Annotated in this window: 15 protein-coding genes; 10 read left to right on the forward strand and 5 right to left on the reverse strand. The window is 60.8% G+C overall.

Annotation, left to right across the window (positions count from 1 at the left end; translation table 11 throughout):
• Positions 1-57 precede the first annotated feature (57 nt).
• The 7 genes from ZBT109_RS13645 (at position 58) to der (ending at position 7,914) form a co-directional block, all read left to right on the forward strand.
• Positions 58-600, forward strand: a complete 543-nt coding sequence (locus ZBT109_RS13645; protein ID WP_145984525.1) for a hypothetical protein — start codon at positions 58-60, stop codon at positions 598-600.
• A 158-nt stretch (positions 601-758) separates the two neighbouring features.
• Positions 759-1,721, forward strand: a complete 963-nt coding sequence (locus tag ZBT109_RS11670; protein WP_027706362.1) for a RodZ domain-containing protein — start codon at positions 759-761, stop codon at positions 1,719-1,721.
• A 6-nt stretch (positions 1,722-1,727) separates the two neighbouring features.
• On the forward strand, positions 1,728-2,843 hold the full coding sequence (gene ispG / locus ZBT109_RS11675; RefSeq protein WP_027706363.1) for a flavodoxin-dependent (E)-4-hydroxy-3-methylbut-2-enyl-diphosphate synthase: 1,116 nt from the start codon (positions 1,728-1,730) through the stop codon (positions 2,841-2,843).
• Between the two features lie 114 nt (positions 2,844-2,957).
• A complete protein-coding gene (gene hisS / locus ZBT109_RS11680) occupies positions 2,958-4,235 on the forward strand; it encodes a histidine--tRNA ligase (protein ID WP_027706364.1) in 1,278 nt (425 codons plus the stop codon).
• A 114-nt stretch (positions 4,236-4,349) separates the two neighbouring features.
• Positions 4,350-5,009: a YfgM family protein gene (locus ZBT109_RS11685; protein ID WP_027706365.1), complete on the forward strand. Its 660-nt coding sequence runs from the start codon at positions 4,350-4,352 to the stop codon at positions 5,007-5,009.
• Positions 5,009-6,184, forward strand: coding sequence for an outer membrane protein assembly factor BamB (gene bamB, locus ZBT109_RS11690; RefSeq protein ID WP_038279795.1), 1,176 nt, complete (start codon positions 5,009-5,011; stop codon positions 6,182-6,184). The genes ZBT109_RS11685 and bamB overlap by 1 nt, the downstream gene beginning before the upstream one ends.
• Positions 6,185-6,507: 323 nt before the next feature.
• Entirely contained in the window at positions 6,508-7,914 is a 1,407-nt protein-coding gene (gene der / locus ZBT109_RS11695; protein WP_027706367.1) for a ribosome biogenesis GTPase Der, read from the forward strand.
• A 136-nt stretch (positions 7,915-8,050) separates the two neighbouring features.
• On the opposite strand, the gene ZBT109_RS11700 is transcribed toward der, so the two are convergent.
• From ZBT109_RS11700 to dprA, 5 genes are all read right to left on the reverse strand, one after another.
• Complete coding sequence (locus ZBT109_RS11700) at positions 8,051-8,929, reverse strand: ATP-binding protein (RefSeq protein ID WP_051524251.1); 879 nt, start codon at positions 8,927-8,929, stop codon at positions 8,051-8,053.
• Positions 8,930-9,034: 105 nt separating this feature from the next.
• On the reverse strand, positions 9,035-9,856 hold the full coding sequence (gene aroE, locus ZBT109_RS11705; protein WP_027706369.1) for a shikimate dehydrogenase: 822 nt from the start codon (positions 9,854-9,856) through the stop codon (positions 9,035-9,037).
• Between the two features lie 67 nt (positions 9,857-9,923).
• Positions 9,924-10,856, reverse strand: coding sequence for an oxygen-dependent coproporphyrinogen oxidase (gene hemF, locus ZBT109_RS11710; protein ID WP_038279800.1), 933 nt, complete (start codon positions 10,854-10,856; stop codon positions 9,924-9,926).
• 43 nt (positions 10,857-10,899) lie between these two features.
• The gene (locus ZBT109_RS11715) at positions 10,900-11,451 is read right to left on the reverse strand and encodes a Sua5/YciO/YrdC/YwlC family protein (protein ID WP_027706371.1); all 552 of its coding nucleotides are present in this window, start codon (positions 11,449-11,451) and stop codon (positions 10,900-10,902) included.
• 48 nt (positions 11,452-11,499) lie between these two features.
• On the reverse strand, positions 11,500-12,678 hold the full coding sequence (gene dprA, locus ZBT109_RS11720; RefSeq protein ID WP_232012847.1) for a DNA-processing protein DprA: 1,179 nt from the start codon (positions 12,676-12,678) through the stop codon (positions 11,500-11,502).
• A gap of 185 nt (positions 12,679-12,863) precedes the next feature.
• Here dprA and def point away from each other — a divergent pair, with 185 nt between their 5' ends.
• The 3 genes from def (at position 12,864) to rsmB (ending at position 15,763) form a co-directional block, all read left to right on the forward strand.
• Positions 12,864-13,373, forward strand: coding sequence for a peptide deformylase (gene def, locus ZBT109_RS11725; protein WP_027706373.1), 510 nt, complete (start codon positions 12,864-12,866; stop codon positions 13,371-13,373).
• Between the two features lie 81 nt (positions 13,374-13,454).
• A complete protein-coding gene (fmt, locus tag ZBT109_RS11730) occupies positions 13,455-14,426 on the forward strand; it encodes a methionyl-tRNA formyltransferase (protein ID WP_027706374.1) in 972 nt (323 codons plus the stop codon).
• Positions 14,423-15,763, forward strand: a complete 1,341-nt coding sequence (gene rsmB / locus ZBT109_RS11735) for a 16S rRNA (cytosine(967)-C(5))-methyltransferase RsmB (RefSeq protein ID WP_027706375.1) — start codon at positions 14,423-14,425, stop codon at positions 15,761-15,763. The genes fmt and rsmB overlap by 4 nt, the downstream gene beginning before the upstream one ends.
• The last annotated feature ends 173 nt before the right edge of the window (positions 15,764-15,936 follow it).

Genomic DNA, 15,936 nt, shown 5'->3' on the forward strand with positions numbered 1-15,936 from the left:
CATGACAGCGCACGATGGTAGCGTATGCCGAACGGGGGCCGACACAGAGGCACCGTCATGCTTCGACATACGCTTTACCCAAGCGCCAGACACGCGCTGTGCTGGATACTGTGCCTACTGAGCTGTAGTGGATGCACCCTGTTTCACCCCGCGCCATCACCCGCGGCTAGCACTGCTGCTCAGGCATGGATAGCCGTCGGGCAGGAGTATCTGGTCGAGGGTGATATCAGCGGTGCGCGCCAAGCTTTCGATCACGCCCGCCGCTTCGATGAAGCGCAACCGACGCTCTGGCATGGGCTGGCGCTCTGCGCACAGCTTGAGCATAACGGACCGCTGGCACACGAGCGGTATCAGCGAGCGCTGGCACTGGCCGAACAGCGCGCGGGAGATACGCACGAAGCGGATGACAGCGATCGAGACAGAGAGTACGTTGCCCTTCTCAATAACCACGCACGTCTGTTGTATGATGAAGGGGCTATACGCGAGGCTTGTGCCGAATTCGACAGGGCCGCTCGATACCCTGCGGGTATCGGCAATCCCATTACGGCGCAGAACCTTACCCTGTGCCATACGATATCCGTGGCACCATCGCCCTTGTGACACGACGGCGGTGCCACTCCGAAGACAAGGACCGTCACCGTTGATGCAGCAGGGTCAGCAACACCGGAATATCAGGCTTTTCGTGAAGCCTCCTGTCGCCGGGTTCACCTATAGTTAGGCATGACAGTGATTGCCACGATTTGACAAGGACACGCCGCATGAGCGAACAGTCAGCCCCCTCCTCCCCCCAGCTCAGTGCCGGACAACTGCTGCGCCGCGCACGTGAGCAGCAGCAACTCGGCATCGAACAGGTCGCCGCACGCCTGAACCTTCGCCCGTCGCTGATCACCGATATCGAAGCCGACAACTACGATCATCTCCAGATCGTGGCTTATCGGCGCGGGTATCTGCGCGCCTACGCACGGCTGCTGAAGCTGTCCGAGGCAGAAGTTACCGCCGCCCACGATCGCGATAACGTGACGACCCAGCAGAAGGAACCGCATCGTCCGGCTCCGATTCGCCCGATCAAGCGCCCGAGCCGCTTCGGCCGCGTGCTGTTCCGTATCGTCACTCTTGCGATCATCGTGGCACTGGCCATCATGACCCTCAACTGGTGGCGCACTCATCAGGACGTAGATGACAAGCGTACGCCGTCGACCGCTAGCGATATTGGTACGGTGCCGCTGTCCGGTCAGCCCATACAGCCCGTCACACCACCGGCCATTACCCCCGCCGAGCAGCCTGCTGCACCGGCAATGACGCCAGCTCCCGCTCCGACAGTACCGCAGGAAGATTCCTTGCAGGTACCTGTGTCGCAGGGGATCAACGGCGCTCAGCTGACCGAAAATAGCGCCGCAGCGATGGCCCAGAACAACGCACTGGCGCAGGAAGCCTCTTCCGCCGGGGGCGCAGCCACCACGACCGCTCCGGCCCCGGCAGCGGCACCGCTGGCACTGAGCTGCCGCCAAGACTGCTGGATCCAAATCCGTGACGCCGAAGGCACCAGCCTGCAGAGCGGTCTGCTGAAAGCCGGTACCCCGCGCGAGTTCGCAGGCAAGGCACCTTATCGCATCGTGATCGGAAACGTCGCTGCGGCCACGCTGTCCTATCAGGGCAAGCCTGTAGATCTTAAGCAATACGCTCGCGGCGGTAATGTTGCGCGCTTCAACCTGGGTCAGTAACCGATTATGCATAACCCGTCACCGATCAAACGCCGCCCTTCACGCCAGATTCATGTGGGCAACGTGCCTGTCGGCGGAGACGCTCCCATCAGCGTCCAAAGCATGACCAACACCAATACGCTCGACGTAGCGGCAACTGTGGCTCAGATACAGCGTATCCAAGCCGCGGGCGCCGACATGGTGCGCGTATCGGTGCCTGATATGGACTGCGCAGAAGCGTTCGGCAAGATTCGTCAGCAGGTAGATATCCCGCTGATCGCTGACATCCACTTCGATTACCGCATCGCGTTGCGCGTAGCCGAGCTGGGCGTCGACTGTTTGCGCATCAACCCGGGCAACATTGGCCGTGAAGATCGCGTGCACGCTGTCGTGCAGTCGGCACGCGATCATGGCATCCCAATCCGCATCGGCGTCAACGCGGGTTCGCTGGAAAAGGACCTGCAGCGCAAGTACGGCGAACCCACGCCACAGGCATTGGTCGAGTCGGCAATGCGCCATATTGACTACCTCGATAAGCTCGACTTTCAGGACTTCAAAGTGTCGCTGAAGGCCAGCGACGTCTTTATGGCCGTGGCGGCGTACCGCCTGATTGCCGACCAAATCGAACAGCCGCTGCACTTGGGCATCACCGAAGCGGGCGGCCTGCGCTCAGGCACGGTGAAGTCTTCGGTCGGGCTGGGCATGCTGCTGATGGACGGTATCGGTGACACCCTGCGCATCTCGCTGGCGGCTGACCCCGTCGAAGAGATCAAGGTCGGTTTCGACATCCTCAAAAGCCTGCGTCTGCGCAGCAAGGGTATCAACTTCATCGCCTGCCCTAGCTGCTCGCGCCAGAACTTCGATGTCATCTCGACTATGAACGCACTGGAACAGCGGCTTGAAGATGTCACTACCGCGCTCGACGTGGCCGTCATCGGCTGCGTCGTTAACGGCCCGGGGGAAGCCAAGGAAGCCGATCTAGGCCTGACGGGGGGAAGTCCCAACCTGGTCTACATCGACGGCAAACCAGTCTCGAAACTGCGCAATGATAATCTGGTTGACGATCTGGAAGCGCTGATCCGTGAGCGTATCGCGCGCAAGCAGGAAGAAGAAGACAACGTGATCGCACGCAGCGGCCTTTGAATCAGGTATCATCAAAGGTCCCTTGACGCATAATGCGGTGCGCCGACAGGCGCAGCGCCCACGAATTCAAGAACGAACGCAGGCCGCCAAGAGCGGCCTTCTCAGGAGTGAACATTGAGCAAGTTGCAGGCTATCCGGGGAATGAACGACCTTCTGCCCACCGACTCTCCGGTCTGGCAGTATCTTGAGGCCCAGTTCCGCACGCTGATGTCGCGCTACGGCTACAGCGAGATCCGCACCCCGATCGTTGAACAGACCTCTCTCTTCAAGCGTTCCATCGGTGAAGCTACTGACGTGGTCGAGAAGGAAATGTACACCTTCGACGACCGCAACGGCTCCAGCCTGACGCTGCGCCCCGAGAACACCGCCGCCGTCGTGCGCGCGGCTCTGCAACACAGCCTGCTGCACCATCAAACCCAGCGCCTGTGGTACCTCGGCCCGATGTTCCGTCACGAACGTCCGCAGAAAGGCCGCTACCGCCAGTTCCACCAGTTCGGTGCCGAAACCTTCAACATGGAAGGCCCGGATATCGACGCGGAGCTCATCCTACTGACTGCTCGTCTGTGGGATCAGCTGGGCATGCGCGACAAGGTTACTCTTGAACTCAACTCGCTCGGTTCCAACGACGCGCGCGCGGCTTACCGCGAGCTGCTGGTCAGCTATCTTGAACAGCACAAAGACGTGCTGGATGAAGATTCGCTCCGTCGCCTCGACACCAACCCGCTGCGCGTACTCGACAGCAAAAACCCGGCTATGGCCGAGATGCTGGCAGGCGCACCGAAGCTGATCGATCACCTCGACCCCGAGTCGCTCGAACACTTCGAACAGCTCAAGCAGCGTCTCGACGAAGCGGGTATCGCCTATGTGGTCAACCCGCGTCTGGTACGCGGCCTCGACTACTACAGCCGCACCGTCTTCGAATGGACAACGACCGCACTCGGCAGCCAAGGCACCGTCTGTGCTGGTGGCCGCTATGACGGCCTCGTCGAACAGCTCGGCGGCAAAGGCGTACCGGCCGTGGGCTTCGCCATGGGCGTGGAACGTCTGGTACTGCTGCTGGAAGCACTCGAACTGATTCCGGCAGAAGCGACCCAGACACTAGACGTCTACCTGACAGCACTGGGCGACACAGCCCGCCAGAAGGCAATGGCGCTGGCCGAAAACCTGCGTGATGCACTGCCGACGGTTCGCCTGCAACTTCACTGCGGCGGTGGCAGCTTCAAGCAACAACTCAAGAAAGCAGACCAGAGTGGCGCGACGCTGGCCCTGATCTTGGGCGAAGAAGAATGTGAGTCTGGCACGGCTGGCATCAAGTTCCTGCGCGAAGAACGCGAGCAGGAAACCGTGGCTCAGGATGCACTGGCTGAACGACTGGCGGCCATTCTCGCGTAAGCTCGCGCGATGGCCTTTCTGGCATGATCGAACGACAGGTGCTCCTCGCTGCTAACGCGCACGGAGTACCGCCCGATGTAATGACGACGCTAGCCTGAAGCAAGGAGAATGTGCGTGGCGCAGAAGCTCAAAGACACCCAACCGATGGACGCGGCTGGCCTGTGGAAACGCTATGGCAACACGCTGCTGACTGTGGTCGTGCTGGTATTGCTTGCCGTCGTAGGGTGGCGGCAGTGGCAGCAGTACCAGTACAAGCAGGAAGTGGCGGCTGGCCAGAACTTCGAAGCTCTGGTGATGCTGGCGTCTTCATCGGCATCACCGATCGACGAACAAAAGACGCAGCAGATCAACGATCTGGTCAAACGGATCACTGAAGATCACGCCAACCTGCTGTATGCCGACTTGGCGCGCCTGATCCAAGCCCGCGTTGCCGTAGATGCCGGGCAGATCGACATCGCAATGGCCACACTGCGTACCGAGATGGCGCAGGGTCACGACGACTTCTCGAAAGGCCGTGCCCGTATCGAACTAGCACGTCTGCACAACGACCGTCAGCAGTACAGTGAAGCGCTGGGACTGCTGGGCGAGAGCATTCCTGATGGGCTGATGCCGCAGATGCTGGAAGTGCGTGGTGATGCACTGAAAGGACAGGGCCATACTGCCGAAGCACGTGAAGCGTGGCAGAAAGCATTGGACCAAGCGAAGGAACAGAATACCGTTCTGTACGGTCTGAAGCTCAAACTGGACGATCTGACGGCTGAGGAGAATCGCTGATGGCAGGCTTTACCCACGTATTCAACCGCACGGCGCTGTGCGCTGCGGCGGCCGCCATAGCCCTGCTGTCAGGCTGCTCTGGTAGCGTTCAACCCGACCCGGCACCCAAGCCGTTGACCCACATCACCGAGACAACTCGTCTAGAAGGGCTGTGGTCGCACGGTATCGGATCGCTGGGCCGCGCGGACTACCCTATCGCACCGGCCCTGGATAACGGCATGCTGTATGCCGCCAATGCCAACGGCGTCCTGCAGGCCTTCCAAGCCGACAATGGTCGTCAGGTATGGGAGCAGGCGTTGCACGTACCGGTTTCCAGCCCGATTACAGCCGATGCTGGTCAGCTCTATCTCGGCACCCGCAAGGGCGAAGTGCTGGCACTCGATGCCAGCAACGGCGCGCTGCGCTGGCGCGCGCAGGTGGCCAGCGAAGTGCTGACCGCTCCGCAGGTCAACTCACAGTTGGTGCTAGTACAAAGCGGTGACGGCACCCTGACCGCTCTGGATCGCCTCACCGGGCATGTCCAGTGGGTCTATGCGGCGTCACAGCCGACGCTGACGCTGCGCACTCCGAGTACACCACGTACCATCGACCCTGTGACCTTCGCTGGCTTCTCGAACGGTCGTCTGGCCCTGTTTGCCAACAATGACGGTCACATGATGTGGGATATGCGTTTGGCTATCCCGCGCGGTGCATCCGAAATCGACCAGTTGACCGATGTCAGCGGCCAGCCGGTTCTGACCGAAGACGGCCATCTGTTCGCGACCAGCTATCACGGCCAGCTGGTATCGCTCAACGTGCGCACAGGCGAACCGCTGTGGAGCCACGACCTGTCGAGCTACCGCTCTCCGGTCTACGCCAACGGTACCCTATACGTCGTGGATGATCGCAGTCACCTGATCGCCTTCGATGCCGCCAATGGTGCACCTCACTGGACGAACGACAAGCTCGAAGGTCGCAACCTGACAGCACCGCTGGTGATCGGCCAGCAGCTGGTGGTTGGTGATCAGGACGGCTATCTGCACGTCATCAACGCCGCAACGGGCGAGCTGGAAGGTCGTCGCAAGGCGGGCGGCAATGGCGTCGCGCTAACACCGCTGAGTGACGGCGAACGCATCTTCGTCATGACGCAGGACGGTCATCTGATCGCGTATCGTCTGGCAACACGCAACGCCTAGGCGTTATCAAACGCACAGGTACGAAGGCGGAGTTTCCTAGTAAAGGACTCCGCCTTCGTGCATGTTTTAGCACGTTGCGGTACCCTTGCCCGTTACCATGGCATCTTGTTATGCCACGAACACTGCATGATCACGGACGCAAGTGATATCATGCCGCTCAATCTGATAGCAGCTCATGCCCTTTTCTGCAGCTCTGGCCGTGTGCCGGGCCTGCGCTGATGGGCCGTCGCGTGGCGCTACGCGTCGCATAGCCAAGCGCACCGCTGCTCATCGCGTGTCTACCTCCATTGCCTTGCAGCAATGACTATCGAGTTTTCATCATCATGAATCCCGTTATCGCCCTCGTGGGCCGTCCCAATGTCGGCAAGTCCACGCTCTTCAACCAGCTGACCCGTTCTCGTGATGCCATCGTCGCGGACTTTCCGGGTCTGACTCGCGACCGGCAATACGGTAACGGCCAGCTGGGCAATAAACCGTTCACCGTCATCGACACCGGTGGTATCACTGGCGACGAACAGGGTATCGACGCGGCTATGGCCGAGCAGTCACTGCTTGCCATTGACGAAGCCGATATTGTTCTGTTTCTCGTTGATGCACGAGCGGGCCTGACCCCGACCGACATGTCCATCGCCAACCACTTGCGCATCAACCGCAAAAAAACGTGGCTGGTGGTCAACAAGGTCGACGGACTGCAGGAAGATATCGCCACCGCCGAGTTCCACGAGCTGGGACTAGGTGAAACATGGCCGATCGCGGCCAGCCACGGCCGCAACGTCACACAGCTGATCGACATCGTACTGGCACCGTTCCCGGAACTCTCTGAAGAAGAGATGCACCCGGAACTGGATCAGCGCGGCATTCGTATCGGCGTAGTTGGCCGCCCGAACGTCGGCAAATCGACACTGGTCAACCGCCTACTGGGTGAAGACCGCGTCGTCGTATTCGACAAGGCGGGCACCACTCGCGACGCGATCGAAATTCCTTTCGAACGTCGTGGCAAACCCTACGTACTGGTCGACACTGCGGGTATCCGCCGCCGCAAGAACGTCACGGAAATCGCCGAGAAGTTCTCAATCGTCAAGACGCTCGAAGCGATCAAATCGTGTAACGTCGCGGTTATGGTGCTCGACGCCCGCACCGGGCTGGTCGAACAGGACCTGCACCTGCTGGACTACGTGCTGACCTCCGGCCGCGCGCTGGTACTGGCCGTCAATAAGTGGGATGGGCTGGAAGCGGAAGCGAAGGAAAAGATGCGCGCTGAGATCAAGCGCCGTCTGGGCTTCGCCGACTATGCCGACCTGCACTTCATTTCGGCACTGCACGGCACCGCGGTAGGCGACCTGTATCCGTCCATCGAACGCGCCTATGCCAGTGCCACGGCTCGCTGGAGCACCAACCGTCTAACCACACTGCTACAAGACGCCGTACGCGAACACCAGCCGCCAATGGTCAACAGCCGCCGCATCAAGCTGCGCATGGCCCACCAAGGTGGCAGCAACCCGCCGATCATCGTCGTGCACGGCAACCAGACCAACTCGCTGCCGGAAGCCTACAAGCGCTACCTGACCAACACCTTCCGCAAGGTGCTGAAGGTGAAGGGTACACCGATCCGCTTCGAGTTCCGCTCAGGCTCGAACCCGTTCGATAAGAACTCAGGCGACAACGATCGTGAGCGTGCGAAAGCGCGCCAGCTGGCACGCACGAAAGAAGCGCGCCGCAGCCGTCGCTAAGATCGGTAGGGTGTTGATAAGCACCTGACATGCAAAGGCCCCGAAATCACAGGATTTCGGGGCCTTTATGTATCTAACCGGGTGTGGATAACGTGCTCTCCGTCGAAGAGCACAACACCCAGCGCTAATCACATCCTCACTGTTGCTGCCCTACCCACTGGCACGCAAACTGCCACGCTGCACGCCCATTGCGTACCCCGCGCAGCAAGGCATAGCGATGCGCTTCTGCTGCTGCCTCGTCGCTCCAAGTACCGCCCAGATGCGCGACCCAGTGCTCACAGACGCTGAGAAAGTGCTGCTGGTCGAATGGATGGAATGCCAGCCACAGGCCAAAGCGGTCCGACAACGAGACCTTCTCTTCCACGGCATCGCCATGATGCAGTTCGCCATTGACGATGTGTGTGTCTTCATTGTCCTTGCCTGACTCGGGCAACAGGTGGCGACGGTTAGAAGTCGCATAGATCAGCACATTATCAGGCGGCCCGGTCAGTGTACCGTCGAGCACACTCTTGAGCGCTTTATAGGCATCATCGCTGCCTTCGAACGACAGATCATCGCAGTAGACGATGAAGCGGTAAGGCTCATCACGTAGCCGCGCCACCAGCACCGGCAGGCCGATCAGGTCATAGCGATCAACCTGAATCAAACGCAGCCCTTCACCGCTCAGCTCGTTGATCAGTGCCCGCACGATGGAGGATTTCCCCGTGCCACGCGCGCCCCACATCAGCGCATGGTTAGCGGGCAGGCCCGCCAGAAAGGCTTGGGTGTTGCTCAGCAGCGCATTCTTCTGGCGTTCGATACCCAACAGGCTGTCGAAGCGCACGTCATCGCGCGGCGTTACAGGCACCAACTGGCCGCCACCCGTGGAATGCCGCTGCCACAGCGCCGCAATATCGCGCGACCAGTCGATCGACGCTTGCGCGGGCGGCAGTAGCGGCTCAATACGATCAAGCACTTCCAACAGTCGATTTCGCAAGCGGCGGCGAGTAGAAAAATCAGTAGAGGGGGTCGTCATAGCGGCTCCTATTGTCATTATTGGAATATGAGAAGCAGAGTATCGCAACGCAGCCTTTGCATGACGCGTGTAGCCGCATGACATGCAAAGGACCCGTTTTTGTAATCAGGAGGTCAAAGACGCACGCATCTCAGCATGAATCGTGGCCGTGTCCGGGCGCTTGTTGCGCCACAGCAGATAGGCCTCGGCCGCCTGCTCAACCAGCATGCCCAGCCCATCAACAGCCGTTGCGCCGTGCTCACTGGCCCATGCCATAAACGGCGTGGGTTCTGCGCCGTACACCATATCATAGGCGACAGCACCGTCCGCGAGGCAGTCAACAGGCAGCGGTGGCAATGCACCGGACAGGCTGGCACTGGTGCCATTTAGCACCACATCCCACTGACCGGTAACGTCGTCGTAGCCACCACCCGACACGTTGCCCTGCTCAGCGAACAGCTCAGCCAGCGCCTGAGCCTTAGCGGCCGTTCGGTTGGCGATCATTAGCACAGCAGGGTGACGGTCAAGGAACGGCCCGAGAATGCCGCGCACGGCACCACCAGCACCGAGCACCAGCACACGCTTGCCTTCCAGCGAGATGCCCTGACGATCAAGGTCGCGCACTAGCCCAATACCATCCGTATTGTCGCCGTATAGACGACCATCCTTACCCACGATCAGCGTATTGACGGCGCCCGCTTGTCGAGCACGCTCGCTCACTACGTCGGCGAGCCGCAAGGCATCTTCCTTGAATGGCACGGTCACGTTGCCGCCCAGCCCTTGCTCCTGTTCGACAAACGCGCGAAAACCGCCCGCGAAGTCATCGACCGGCGGCTGACGCGTTTCATAGCGCAGCGATTCACCCAGCTGGCGAGCGAAGGCCTGATGAAGCTGAGGAGAACGGGAGTGCTTGATAGGGTTGCCAAATACAGCGTACAGCGCGGTCACGGGCAGTTCCTTTGCGTCGGTGGGCTGCACACGAGGCAGCCCAGTGAACTAAGGCAACGCCACGCAACTAGCCCAGTTCAGCCAGCCAGTCGCGAGGCGTCAGATAATCATACAGTCGAGCTTCAGCAGAGCCGGGCTCCGGCGTCCAGGCATAGCGCCATTCTGCCATAGGCGGCATCGACATCAGAATCGACTCGGTACGCCCACCGCTCTGCAACCCGAAAAGGGTTCCCCGATCGTACACCAGGTTGAACTCGACGTAACGCCCACGTCGATAGGCCTGAAAGGAGCGCTCACGCTCACCGTAGGGCATGTCACGGCGACGCTCGACAATGGGCAGGAAAGCGTCGAGAAATGCATTACCTACCGCCTGCTGAAGACCGAAGCAGCGCTCAAAGCCGCCGTCATTGAGATCATCAAAGAACAGGCCACCAACGCCGCGCGTTTCGTTGCGGTGCTTGAGGAAGAAATAGTCATCGCACCAGCGCTTGTAATCGGCATAGACCCGCTCACCAAACGGCGCACAGGCGTCGTGGGCGACACGGTGCCAGTGCAGCACATCATCATCGTAGGGGTAGTAGGGCGTCAGATCGATACCACCACCGAACCACCACACCGGCGCTTCGCCGGGGGCCTCAGCAATGAAAAAACGCACGTTACCGTGCGTGGTGGGAATATGAGGGTTGTGCGGGTGCAGCACCCACGACACGCCCATAGCGCTGAAACTGCGCCCTGCCAGAGCAGGCCGCACCGCGGTGGCGGAAGGCGGCAGGCTGGCCCCGAACACATGAGAGAAGTTGACGCCGCCCTTCTCGAATACCGCACCGTTAGTCATCACGCGCGTGCGACCGCCGCCGCCCTGTGCACGCCGCCAGTCGTCTTCCACAAAAGATGCGCGCCCGTCAGCGGCTTCCAACCCTTCACACAGCCGATCCTGAAGGTTCAGCAGATACTGTTTCACGCGGGCCAGCTGTTCTGTAGCCGAAGGCTCGGTCGTCATAAAGGCTCCTAACGCCTGAGGTTGCGGTATTCGTAGGGAAGGATCAGGCGCGTAACACGTCGCCCGTCAACACGTCGCGAATGACGCTGGGCCGCTCACGGCCGCCTAGCTCCCCGGGCACGATCACCACCTCGCCCTGCCATTCGGCACTGACAGCATCGGCACTGCGCATCGGCTCGTTGCCGGAGCGGTTGGCCGATGTCGAAATGATCGGGCCGCCAAAAGCCTCGGTCAGTGCTTTGACCAGAGGATGGTCGCTGACGCGTAGCGCCACCTTGTCATGCTGTCCCTTGACCAGCGGGTGTGTACGCCCGTTGTCCGGCACCAGCCATGTCACAGGGCCAGGCCAGCTGGCAAGCAAGTGTTCCCGCAATGCGTCATCCAGCCCGTCGAGCCACGCCTCAATCTGGGTGACACTGCCCGCAATCAGGATCATCCCCTTGGCAGGATTGCGTGCCTTGAGCGCCAGCAGACGCTCAAGCGCCGCAGGATTGTCAGGGTCGCAACCCAGTCCCCACACGGCTTCAGTGGGGTAGGCAATAACGGCTCCAGCGTGAAGAGCGGCCACAGCGTCGGCAACGGCGGCATAGGTCATGAGGCACACGTCCTACAGGATTACTCGGAAAATAGTCGTTAAGGCATTTTAGCGTGTTTGCGCCCCCGACTCACTTGATGGCGCTGATAGCGTCCATCCATTACCGCACATCACCACCTGCCCGGCCAGCTCAAGCGCCAGCAGGGCATTGAGCGTATCGCTCACTGAACAGCCGCTACGCAGAACCAATTCATCCAGCGATACCGCGCCATCGCGCAGCAGCACCAACCAACGCTGGGCCTGAGGATCGTGACCTGCCCGCTGCCGTTCACCCCCCTCACGGCATGCAGGACGGTTCTCTGCACCTTGAATTGAAGAGGCACGCCACGGGCCTCCCAGCTCCTCAATGATATCCGTTGGCGTGGTCACGAGCGTCGCTCCCTGCCTAATCAGCGCATGACATCCTGCGGATAGAGAGGCCTCCAGCGCACCTGGCAGCGCAAACACATCGCGGTTCTGCTCCAGTGCCAAGCGTGCACTGATCAGCGAGCCACTGCGCAGCGCCGCTTCCACGACCAGTACCCCACGCGACAGGCCGGTAATGATACGGTTACGCCTCGGAAAGAAGGCGGGTCGCGCTTCGGTCGCGGGAGGGTGTTCCGACAGCAATAGTCCACCAGCGTTTAGGATTCGCTGCTGAAGGCTGCGGTGCTGGCGCGGATAGGTATGATCAAGCCCGCTTCCCACGACGGCGATTGTCGCGCCTTCAGCCGAAAGCGCACCCTCATGCGCCTGCGCGTCGATCCCCAGCGCCATGCCACTTACGATACAGCTCCCCGCTTCCGCCAGCGCACGGGCAAAGGCCTGCGCATGATGTCGCCCTGCCGAAGAAGGATGCCGAGACCCCACAATGGCAATGGCAGGCTGTTCCAAACAAGCCAGATTGCCCCACGCCCACAGTACCAGCGGCGGGTCAGGAAGCTCGTTCAATAGCGCAGGCCACGCAGGATGGTCGGGATGCAGCAACGCACGCGACGATTCGGCCGTACACCAGTCCAGCATCGGTTGAAGCACCTGCCCGTGCCCCTGCGGGTGGCGCAAGTATAGAAAGTAATGTCGCTGCGGCACGGAAAGCGCCTCTAGCCACTGCTGCGGCCACGCACGCCGCTCATGATGCCACTGTTTTAGGCGGCCAGCCCCCAACCGTGGTAGCAGTGACAGTGCCAGCCAGTCCGATGCGTCAGGGACTTGCTGATTGAGCTGCTGCTGAATGTGCCCATTCTTCACGAGTGCCCCTCCCTCTATCATGGGTATAGCGGGCGTCACAGCGGTTTATCTGTGCGCACAACCACACTACAATGGCGGCATCGCTCCCCCTGCGGGAGGCTCCCCATGTTCACTACGACACCTGGTCCCTAGTTTGAAGGGCTTGCCGTGTCGTCTGAACCCACGTGACCTTTGACGGAACCGCCATGGCCCTTCTTCCGATTCTCGAATATCCCGACAAGCAGCTTCGCAATGTGGCGACGCCGGTTGATACGTTCGACGACGAGCTGCAAACGCTGATCGACAACATGCTGGAAACCATGTACGAATCGTACGGCGTTGGTCTGGCCGCCTCTCAGGTCGATCGTCATATTCGCCTGTTCGTGATGGACGCCAGCGACGAGCGCGACGCGCCGGAAGTCATCATCAACCCGGAAATCACGCCGCTGGATGACGAACGCGCCATGATGCAGGAAGGCTGCCTGTCGATTCCGGACTACTACGCCGAAGTGGAACGTGCGCTGCGCATCCATCTGAAAGCGCTGGACCGCCACGGCAACCCGATCGAATGCGACGTCGATGGCTTCCGTGCGCACATCATGCAGCACGAAACCGACCACCTCGACGGTCGCCTGTTCATTGATTATCTCTCACCGCTCAAGCGTGAACGTGTGAAGAAGAAGATGCAGAAACGCCACAAGATGATGGCGCAGTAATACCCGACGGGGGCCCACGGGCCCTCGTCATCGTTTACGCCTCTTCCTGTTCCGCCACTTCAGCTGTGAGGGCTTCTGCTCATGTCATCCTCCCTGCGCCTGGCCTTTGCCGGCACCCCTGATTTCGCTGCGTCGAGCCTGGCGGCACTGCTGGCCAGCCAGCACAACGTCGTCTGCGTATATACCCAGCCTGACCGCCCCGCCGGGCGCGGCCGCAAGCCAACGGCCAGCGCGGTCAAGCAGCTGGCCGAGCAGCATGGTATCCCTGTTCACCAGCCCGAGCGTCTGAAAACGTCCGACACCTGGCAGCCGCTGATCGATGCCGACATCGACGTACTGGTCGTAGCCGCTTACGGGCTGATCCTGCCCAAAGCCGTACTCGACATCCCGCGCCTTGGCGCCCTCAACATTCACGCGTCACTGCTGCCTCGCTGGCGTGGTGCGGCGCCGATCCAGCGAGCGATCGCCGCAGGGGATACCGAAAGCGGTGTCACCATTATGCAGATGGATGAAGGACTGGATACTGGGGACATGCTGCTGGTGCGCACTACGCCCATCACCGACCAAACCACCGGCGGCGATCTACACGACACCCTCGCTGTATTGGGTGGAGAAGCCATTGTCGAGGCTCTGGACAGACTGGCCGAGGGCCGCGATCGCTTACCCGCCACGCCGCAGCCCGAAGAAGGCGTGACCTATGCCTCGAAGCTGAGCAAGGCCGAAGCCGAGCTGGACCTGCGCCAGAACGCCCGCACGCTGGCCGCTACAGTACGCGCCTTTGCACCGTGGCCGGTGGCATGGGCACGACTCAACGATGATGTCGTGCGCTTCTGGCACGCACAGGCACAGGATGTCGATCACGATGCGGCCCCCGGCACGCTGCTCAACGCGCCGAAAGGTGAACTGCATATTGCCTGCGGCACTGGCGTGCTGTGCGTCACGCGCCTTCAGCTGCCGGGCGGCAAACCACTGGCCGTGCGCGATGTCATGAACAGCCGCGCCGATCGTTTCCAGCCAGGCTTCTCATTTACTCTGCCAGAGGATGATGCGTGAGCACTCCATTGACCGACCCTCGCGCTCGCGCTGCCAAAGCGCTGGTGCCCCTGCTGATGCGTCAGGGTTCTCTGTCCTCACTGGACGATAGCGACCTCGAACCGCGTGACCGCCGTCTGGTGCGCGCACTGTGCTTCGGCGTCTGCCGCACGCTACCGCAGCTGGAAGCGCTGGCCAAGCTGCTGCTGAGCAAGCCGTTCAAACAGCGCGACTTCGACGTACAGGCCCTGCTGCTGTTGGGTCTCTATCAGTTGCTGTACATGCGCGTTCCCAGCCACGCTGCCGTCGGTGAAACCGCTGGTGCGGCACGCCTGCTCGGCAAAGGCTGGGCAACCCGTGTGCTTAACGCCTGCCTGCGCCGTTTCCAGCGCGAACAGGCGACACTGGAAGCACGTATCGCGACCCAGCCGGAAGCAGTGACCCTGCATCCAGCATGGCTGCTGAAGGCACTGCGTACGGCATGGCCGGAACAGATTAATGCCATCATTCAAGCCAACAACACACCAGCCCCAATGACGCTACGCGTCAACCTGTCCCGTATCACACGCGATGACTATCAAGCGCTCTTGCAGGAAGCAGACATCGCCGCTGAGCCATGCGCGCATTCCCCCGCAGGAATACGTCTGATCGCCCCGGTGGACGTCAATACACTACCGCTGTTCAGCGAGGGCGGTGTCAGCGTTCAGGATGAAGCCGCCCAGCTGGCCGCACCGCTGCTCTATGCATCGCTGCCGAAGGACGTACCGCTGCGCATTCTCGATGCGTGCAGCGCACCAGGCGGCAAAAGTGCACATCTGCTGGAACTGGCGGCAGCCGACAAGCGCCCGCTTGAACTGGTATCGCTCGACAGCGATGCGCAGCGCCTGACCCGCGTGAAAGAAACGCTGGCCCGCCTCAACGTCACTGCTGAGAACGTCTCTGCTGAGATAGTGCACGCCGATGCCAGCCAACAGGACTGGTGGGATGGTCGCCCGTTCGACGCCATCCTGCTGGATGCACCGTGCTCCGGTACGGGCGTTATTCGCCGCCATCCGGATATCAAGCTGCTGCGTACCGCACAGGACATCGTCCAGCTCAGCGCCCTACAGCAGCGCATCCTGCACACACTGTGGCCCATGCTGGCCCAAGGTGGACACATGCTGTACGCCACCTGCTCGGTTATGCCTGCCGAGAATGCCCAGCAAATCAGTACGTTCATGGCCGATCAGCCTGATGCCCGAGGCATCGCACTGGACGTTTCCTGGGGGATCGACCGTCAGGGGACCCGCCAGCGTCTGCCGGGCGAAGACGATGCCGATGGTTTCTTTTATGCCTTGATGACGCGACTGGCTGATTGAGCCCTTCGTAGTACGTAATGCTATGCCCCGTCTGCCTCTGCAGCGGGGCTTTTTAATGCCTGAATTTATGCGCGCGCGTACCACTTTCGGGACCGGATAAGAATTATTTTTTTCTCATATCCCCCTTGTTACTTATACAAAAAAGGTCTTTAAAAAGACGGTCCGTATCGTCT

Source organism: Zymobacter palmae, assembly GCF_003610015.1.
In the GTDB taxonomy this organism is placed as follows: Bacteria; Pseudomonadota; Gammaproteobacteria; order Pseudomonadales; family Halomonadaceae; genus Zymobacter; species Zymobacter palmae.